Source organism: Belnapia arida, assembly GCF_016773205.1.
GTDB lineage: Bacteria > Pseudomonadota > Alphaproteobacteria > Acetobacterales > Acetobacteraceae > Belnapia > Belnapia arida.
On the sequence record NZ_JAETWB010000092.1, the window covers coordinates 1 to 6,905 of the forward strand.

Genomic DNA, 6,905 nt, shown 5'->3' on the forward strand with positions numbered 1-6,905 from the left:
ACCGTCCGCCCGCACGCTTCGCTCGGCTTCAGGCCGCCAGCACCGGAGGTGTTCATGTCCACCTTCGCCGCCTGGCCTGTGGCGCTACGTCGACCGGCGCCGCCGACCACACAGGTCGTGACGCCCAGGCCAATGCTGAACTAACATTCACGGCGGACCACCCGATGGGGGCCGATCAGTCAGTAAACTGGGCGCTGTGAACGTGCATCCGATGGCGGCCTCGAAGCAGAACTCGCAAGTCCGTGCAATTGCAATAAATGCTCTGGTGGCGGAGCTTGGCCAAGCGGTGGACCGGCAGGAAGTCAGGTATCAAGAAGACCTCCTGACCGGCATTCTTGACAACTGAACTGGATCAATGATTGCGGTCGATTATCTTCCAGTAGCTATCCTTCCTGACAACGAGACCGTTGCGGAAGGTGAAAAAATCACAGCCATTGGCTTCCACCTTTTGGCCAGTTCCGACATCGGTCCCGCGAATTGTCCATTTCGAGATGCCGCTGTCGCCATCAACGTAGTGGCTATCATCCGTGTAGGTGACATCCGGCATACCGGTAAAGCGCATTAGTAATCCCTCACGTACTGCAACGGCACCTTCAAAGCGTCGTCCCCACCGATCGGCACCGCGCGGGGTTTCAAGAATGCAATCCTCCGCGAAGAAGTTCATTACCTTGTCTATGTCACGGCTGTTGAAGGCGGCGAGAATATCCTTCAGCAACTCTACATTTAGCTTCTGTGCCATTTGACTCTCCCGAATGATGCTCAGTACCGGCGGCGATGAGATCGGCCGAGCTGAGCGCTAATGTCCAGCGCCTCGGCAAACCGACCGACGTCTGAAACCCAACCGAAGAGCAGTTGAATGGCGAGGAGTGATGCCTCGTGGTTGCTCCGCGGCAGGCCCGCCTCAATCGACGCCCCGGTGCAGTCCTCCAGCACCACGCAATGGTAGCCGCGGAACATGGCGTCTCGCACCGTGGACTCTACGCAGATGCTCGTCGTGCAGCCCGTCACCATTAGGTGGCGCACGTCCTAGGCGCGGAGACGAGGTCGGTTTGAAGAAGCCGCTGTAGTAGTTTTGGGCACCACGAGGTCGCCCGGGTGCAGCGCGAGCGCGAGCCAGATCTCGGTGTTCCAGGTGCCCTCAACGAGAGTACGGTTTGATCCAGGTATTTCAGCTTCGGACCCGAACGATATGCTTTTCCTTCCACTGCTCCCTTGAGAGGAAACCTGGGTCGCCACGGCAGGCGCGCTCCGTCTCTGCCATGATCTCGCAGTCGGACTGAGCGAGGTCGAGTTTTCTGCCGTGCGGCTGCGGCACATGGAATGGAGTGTCGAGGAACGCCTCCAGCTGATTACCCTCAGGGTCGCTGAAGTAAACCGACCAGGCATTCCCATGATCTAGCGGGCGTATGTTGGTCGCACCCAAAGCGAGCGCTCGGTCGCGCACAGATCGCAGTTCGTCCAGGGAGCTGACGTTAAAGGCCATGTGGTTGACTCGGGCCGGGCCAGTTTCCTCCGGTGCTCCTGCCATGAGCACGATCTGGTGGTGTGCCGCTTCATCGGCACTCATAAACACCATTTCGCAACCCGGCCCTTTAGCGAAGCCCTGATCGCTGACCCTCAAGCCGAGAACCTCGGCATAGAAGTGCTGCATCTTCGGCAGATCTCGCACCTGAAGCGCAACATGCGATAAGCGTGCTCGAGACACGGAATTGGGCATGGCGCCTCTCCCTCTGCCTTCTAGGGCGCCTAGGCTGCTGTCCGATTGAGCCTTCGGCCTTCACCTTGTCCAATCTGGCACACAGGCCGAGGCAGATGCCATCTTTAGACGGATCAAGCCTCACGCTGATCTCATGCAATCAAAGATTTGAAAAAGCTGGGTGGTGCTAGCCAAGCCATGCCGGCGGGAAAGGGTGCTGACAAGCGCTAGCTGAAGTCCGGTTGCTACTTGTGGTGTTCTCGGCGGAGTAGTCGCCGCGGCTGGCGGCGGGGCTGGTGTATAAAGTCCATCAGTCCCGCTCCCTCCAACGCCTTTATACCCGAGGGCATCGGTGCGTGGTTTACCCCTTCCGCATCACGGGGACCGCTATGCTGCGGCATGACCCTGTTCCCGGATCCAACCCCGCCAGTGGCCTGCTTTGAGCCCGAGCTGAGTGCGGCCGAGGGCCCGCTGGGCGGCGCGTCCTACAGCTACCGCGGCGCCGTTATCGACTGCCAGAAGGGCGGGCAAATGTGCACGTTACGGATGCCGGACCACCCGCTCCACGGTCAGAGCTTCGGCTCGGGCACCATCACGCCGTTGATCAACCTCTGGGTGGACGAGCGCCGGATGCCCAAATACATGAGGGTCAGGCCAGCCGCGCCCCTGACCCTGAGCCTTATCGTCTCCAGCAGGCGCCCGGAGGACCAATCTATGCGGCCTGCCGCCGCGCTAGCCTCAATGGCGAATGGTCCTACCCCCACCATGGGCAATGGGGGCCGACCCTGCTGCTGGCGATGTGTGGAGCGGCGCTGTGAGCCTGGGCGAAGGTGGCGAAAGACTGAGCCGGCGCTGCCTCACTTGCGATACTCCTCCCTTGGCACAGGTCAGCTCTACCATCCGGTGCTCGCTCTCACCCGCTTGGGCTACCGCTGCACTCGACCCATTGCAGACATCAATCTTTGACAGCCGTGACCGCTAATGAGTAAGCCCGGCTGCGTGATGAAGCAGATCTGCAAGAACGTCTCGATTACCCCGGCCATGGACCACTTCATCGCCGCGCAGGTTGCATCGGGCCGCTACCAGAACGCCAGCGAGGTGGTGCGAGCTGCCATCCGTGCCCTGGAGCGCGAGGAAGCCATTGAGCAGGAGCGCCGGATGCGGTTGGCGGCGGGTGCCCGGAAAGCGGAAAAGTAGGGGTGATGTCCGGGTTTGAGTGGCTTGCGGGCGGCGGCGAGACCGGAGCGCTGCTGCGCGGGATCGACTGGTCAAAAACCCCCCTCGGCCCTGTGCAGGACTGGCCACTCTCCCTGCGGGCGGCTGTGCGGATCGTCCTCAGCTCCGAGTTCCCCATGATGCTGCACTGGGGGCCGGAGCTGACGACCATCTACAACGACGCCTACGCTCCCAGCCTAGGCCACAAGCACCCGGGCAACCTCGGCCGCCCGGCCCGGGAGTGGTGGTCGGAGATGTGGGACCAGCTCACGCCCATCTTCGACAAGGTGCTGTCCGGCGGGACCTTCCACGTCGAGAACGCCCGCTACACGCCCGACCGGGACGGCGTGCGCCGGGAGGCCTACTTCACCCATTGCCACAGCCCACTGTGGGACGATGAGGGCCAGATCGCCGGCATCTTCCTGGTGGTGACCGAGACGACGCGGCAGGTGGTGGCCGAGCGTGACCTGACCCAAGCCAATGCCGACCTCGCCCAACAAGTCGGGGTGTCACGCGCGAGCGAGGCGCGGCTGGGGGCTTTGGTGCGGGCCTCCTCCGAGATCCTGTACTCGATGAACGCGGACTGGACGGAGATGCGTCAGCTCACCGGCGGCGGCTTCTTCGCCGACACCGGCACCGCGAACCCGCACTGGATCGAAGACTACATCCCAGAGAAGGAGCAGTCCTGCGTTCGGGCCGCGATCGCGGAGGCCATCCGGAGCAGGTCGGTCTTCTCCCTGGAGCACCAGGTCCGCCTCGCCGATGGCGGCGTGGGCTGGACGCAGTCGCGGGCCGTGCCCCTGTTCGGACCGGACGGCGGGATCACCGAGTGGTTCGGCACCGCCAGCGATGTCACCGCTCGCCGGGAGATCGAGGAAGCCCGGCAACGGCTGAACGAGGTCCTGGAGAAGCAGGTGGCCGAGCGCACGGCAGAACTCACGCTTTACCGTAATATCGTGCAGTCCACCCGTTTCCCTATCTGCGCCTACGACACCGAGCAGCGGGTCATTGCCTTCAACAGGGCGCACGCTGCTGAGTGGTTCCGCGTCATGGGCTATCCCGCACGGCCGGGCGAGCTGCTGCCCGATGCCTTCCCGCCCGATCAAGCTGCCGTGCAGCGCGCCTTCGCCGCCCGAGCGCTTGCGGGCGAGGAGTTCACGGCCGAGGGGGACTTCGGCAACCCGGATCTGACGGTGCTGCACTGGGAGCTGGACTATTCCCCCATCCGCAACGAGGCCGGTGTCATTATCGGCGCGTTCCACCACGCCCGAGACGTGACGAGCCGCCTCAAGGCCGAAGCCGACCTCCTGCAAGCCCAGGATGCCCTGCGGCAGTCGCAGAAGATGGAGGCGGTCGGCCAACTCACCGGCGGCGTCGCGCACGATTTTAATAACCTTCTCACTGTGATCCGCTCCTCCGTGGACCTGCTCAAGCGGCCCGGTCTCCCCGAGGAACGTCGGGACCGCTACGTGGCCGCCATCTCCGATACGGTGGAACGGGCCGCCAAGCTGACCAGCCAACTCCTGGCCTTTGCGCGGCGGCAGGCCCTCAAGCCGGAAGTGTTCGCCGCCTGCGACAGCGTGCGGATGCTCGACAGCGTACTGGGAACACTGACCGGCCCACGGATCAGGATCGTCACCGAGTTGCCGGAAACGCCATGCTTCGTGAACGTCGATCCCAGTCAGTTCGACACGGCGCTGGTGAATATGGCGGTCAACGCCCGCGACGCCATGGATGGGGAAGGCCAGCTGACTATCCGGGTGGAGGCAAGGGAGGGGCTTCCGTCGGTGCGCCTGCACCCGACGGTACCCGGTGCTTTCGTGGCGGTGTCGCTCATCGACACCGGCAGCGGCATCCCGCCCGGGCAGCTGGAGCGGATCTTCGAGCCTTTCTTCACCACCAAAGCGCAAGGCAAGGGCACCGGCCTCGGCCTGAGCCAGGTATTCGGCTTTGCCAAGCAGTCGGGGGGTGAGATCGCTGTTGAAAGTCGGGTCGGCGAGGGCACGACCTTCACGCTTTACCTGCCTCGTGCCGCCGCAGCGGAGGTCCGTCTCAAGGATGCCGGCGAGCCTGCCCCGCTGGTGGATGGACATGGCACCTGCGTCCTCGTGGTCGAGGACAACACCAATGTCGGCACCTTCACAACGCAGGCTCTAGCCGAACTCGGCTACCGCACCGTCCTGGCCGCCAGTGCAGAAGAGGCTTTGACCGAGCTGGCCAGGGACGCGGACCGTTTTGACGTGGTGTTCTCCGACGTGGTCATGCCGGGCATGAGCGGGATTGAACTCGGGCAACGCATTCGCCAGGAGCACCACGACCTGCCGGTGGTACTGACCTCAGGCTACAGTCACGTGCTGGCGCAGAACGGCACCTACGGGTTTGATCTGCTACAGAAACCCTACTCGATCGAGCAACTCTCGCGTGTGCTCCGCAAGGTTGCGGTGTGGCGGCAAGGCAAGCGCAGTTCAGTTCGGTAGCGACCATCACTCCGATCCGAAAAATGCCAGGAACGAGAGCGATGAGCGGACGCTGGGGTGCAATGCGCCAATGTCTGCATTCCGCCCAATCCGGCCATAGGACCGAGACCGATCAGCGGCACGCATGCTCTGTTTGCCACGCTCGAGCCCCCGCTCACATGCGATAAAAGTGCCGCTTACCGCAAGAGAGCCGACGCTGCTTCAATCGCGCAAAGAGAAGGCCGCCCGACGGGAGTGGGGCGGCCTTAGGTTCGGGATAGTAGGAAGAATAGTTTGCCAACGCCGCCCTGGCCGGGTGGGTTTGCGAGCGTTCCGCCATCAGGCTGCGCAAGGAGCAGAAAGAGACCCGCTCTCCTCCCCGAGGAAGAACGGGCCAAGTAGGATGCGTAGGGAGTGAGGTTGTGGAAACCTCAATCTCTACAACTATGAATACATCTTTGGGTTTCATGTAATATCATTGGTTGCAAATCCCTGAGAAACCCCGTTTATCGTAGGTTTGCCACACGGCGCCGCTTGGGTGACGCCTAGCCCGCCAGCTCTACCTCGCCCCACTGGCATAGGCCGAGACCGGCTCAGAGAGCCCTCAAACTCGATCTTGGCGGTATGCAGCACGGCGCTGCTTTGGGCGGCCCTTTCACGCTCCGGCACTAGGCCTTGGGGAGGGTGCCAGGAGGCGGCACCTACGACCCCCGCCACTCCCCGCACCAGTCGAAGTTGTGGGCGAGCGGCCAAAACCGTGTTGATGGATAGTCCTGCCGCGAGGCGGGGGGTGGAGATTGAGGGGGAAACCGTCTGCACTCGCCCCGTCTGTATGGGCTTCCTGTCACACCGATCTGCGGCATGTCGTCGCTCGTCACCCAATAGCGACAATCAGCACAGCGTATCCTTAAGGAGTTGGGGCTACCCGGTGCTGATGGCATGGGCATGGTCCAAGCAAGGCCTATGGCGCCGGCCGCATTGAGGTTGCGATCACCTGCAAGAAGTCTGCGGCCTCGCGCTGTGTGGCGAGGTCTGAGGTGTCCTGCAGGCGCGATATAGCGGTTGAGAAAGCCCGCTCTGCTGCATCTGAGGAGAGCGCACCGGAGGCTCTAAGTTCTTCGATGAGGGTCGTCAGCAGCGTGGCAGTACCCACGGATACGGCCAGCCCGGAAACATCTCTCATCGTCCACTCCTAAGGATTGGATATGCGCACCCTGCATGGCGTGAAGGAGGAATGGCAACCGTCATCCTCCAGCAACCCCAGCCGTGCCGCCGCTGCTTCAAGCTGCTCGACGTCGTCCTTGCGCCACTGATGCCGGGTCAGCAGCTTGGCGGCCTCCGCCGGCGGCAGCCCGAGCGCGGCGCCGATCTCGACGGGCTTAGTGAGGCCCCGCTCATCCAGCTCGCGGCCGATCGCCATCTTCAACCGGATCATGGTCAGCCGGTCGGCAGTCCGGCGCCGGTGGCCTTGCCCCGCCTTTACGGACAGTGTTGCACGGCTGAAGCAGCCGCCTGGAACGCCGCCACCTTCTGCTCTG

At 63.1% G+C, this 6,905-nt stretch carries 6 protein-coding genes and 1 pseudogene; 3 read left to right on the forward strand and 4 right to left on the reverse strand.

What is annotated here, in order from left to right; translation table 11 throughout:
* A pseudogene (locus tag JMJ56_RS34570) lies at positions 1-144 on the forward strand (IS3 family transposase); the annotation flags it as partial.
* Positions 145-352: 208 nt separating this feature from the next.
* Here JMJ56_RS34570 and JMJ56_RS32240 read toward each other — a convergent pair.
* The 3 genes from JMJ56_RS32240 to JMJ56_RS32250 form a co-directional block, all read right to left on the reverse strand.
* On the reverse strand, positions 353-739 hold the full coding sequence (locus tag JMJ56_RS32240; RefSeq protein WP_202835970.1) for a nuclear transport factor 2 family protein: 387 nt from the start codon (positions 737-739) through the stop codon (positions 353-355).
* 20 nt (positions 740-759) lie between these two features.
* Positions 760-1,011 carry an isochorismatase family protein gene (locus JMJ56_RS32245; RefSeq protein WP_202835971.1) on the reverse strand — a complete coding sequence of 84 codons (252 nt, stop codon included), beginning with the start codon at positions 1,009-1,011 and terminating at the stop codon, positions 760-762.
* A 157-nt stretch (positions 1,012-1,168) separates the two neighbouring features.
* Complete coding sequence (locus JMJ56_RS32250) at positions 1,169-1,717, reverse strand: VOC family protein (RefSeq protein ID WP_202835972.1); 549 nt, start codon at positions 1,715-1,717, stop codon at positions 1,169-1,171.
* Between the two features lie 981 nt (positions 1,718-2,698).
* Between JMJ56_RS32250 and JMJ56_RS32255 the strand changes: the two genes are divergently transcribed.
* Both JMJ56_RS32255 and JMJ56_RS32260 read left to right on the forward strand, forming a co-directional pair.
* Positions 2,699-2,893, forward strand: a complete 195-nt coding sequence (locus JMJ56_RS32255) for a type II toxin-antitoxin system ParD family antitoxin (RefSeq protein WP_202835973.1) — start codon at positions 2,699-2,701, stop codon at positions 2,891-2,893.
* 5 nt (positions 2,894-2,898) lie between these two features.
* Positions 2,899-5,388 (forward strand): hybrid sensor histidine kinase/response regulator, encoded by a 2,490-nt coding sequence (locus JMJ56_RS32260; protein WP_202835974.1) that lies wholly within the window; start codon positions 2,899-2,901, stop codon positions 5,386-5,388.
* A 1,171-nt stretch (positions 5,389-6,559) separates the two neighbouring features.
* On the opposite strand, the gene JMJ56_RS32265 is transcribed toward JMJ56_RS32260, so the two are convergent.
* Positions 6,560-6,905, reverse strand: a 346-nt coding sequence (locus JMJ56_RS32265; RefSeq protein WP_236039029.1) for a hypothetical protein, incomplete at its 5' end; no start/stop codon positions are given.

Bases quoted from the DNA above. Each gene is read 5' to 3' on its own strand.
- JMJ56_RS32255 (WP_202835973.1), top strand. From the start codon at position 2,699: ATGAAGCAGATCTGCAAGAACGTCTCGATTACCCCGGCCATGGACCAC.
- JMJ56_RS32240 (WP_202835970.1), bottom strand. From the start codon at position 739: ATGGCACAGAAGCTAAATGTAGAGTTGCTGAAGGATATTCTCGCCGCC.
- JMJ56_RS32260 (WP_202835974.1), top strand. From the start codon at position 2,899: ATGTCCGGGTTTGAGTGGCTTGCGGGCGGCGGCGAGACCGGAGCGCTG.
- JMJ56_RS32245 (WP_202835971.1), bottom strand. From the start codon at position 1,011: ATGGTGACGGGCTGCACGACGAGCATCTGCGTAGAGTCCACGGTGCGA.
- JMJ56_RS32250 (WP_202835972.1), bottom strand. From the start codon at position 1,717: ATGCCCAATTCCGTGTCTCGAGCACGCTTATCGCATGTTGCGCTTCAG.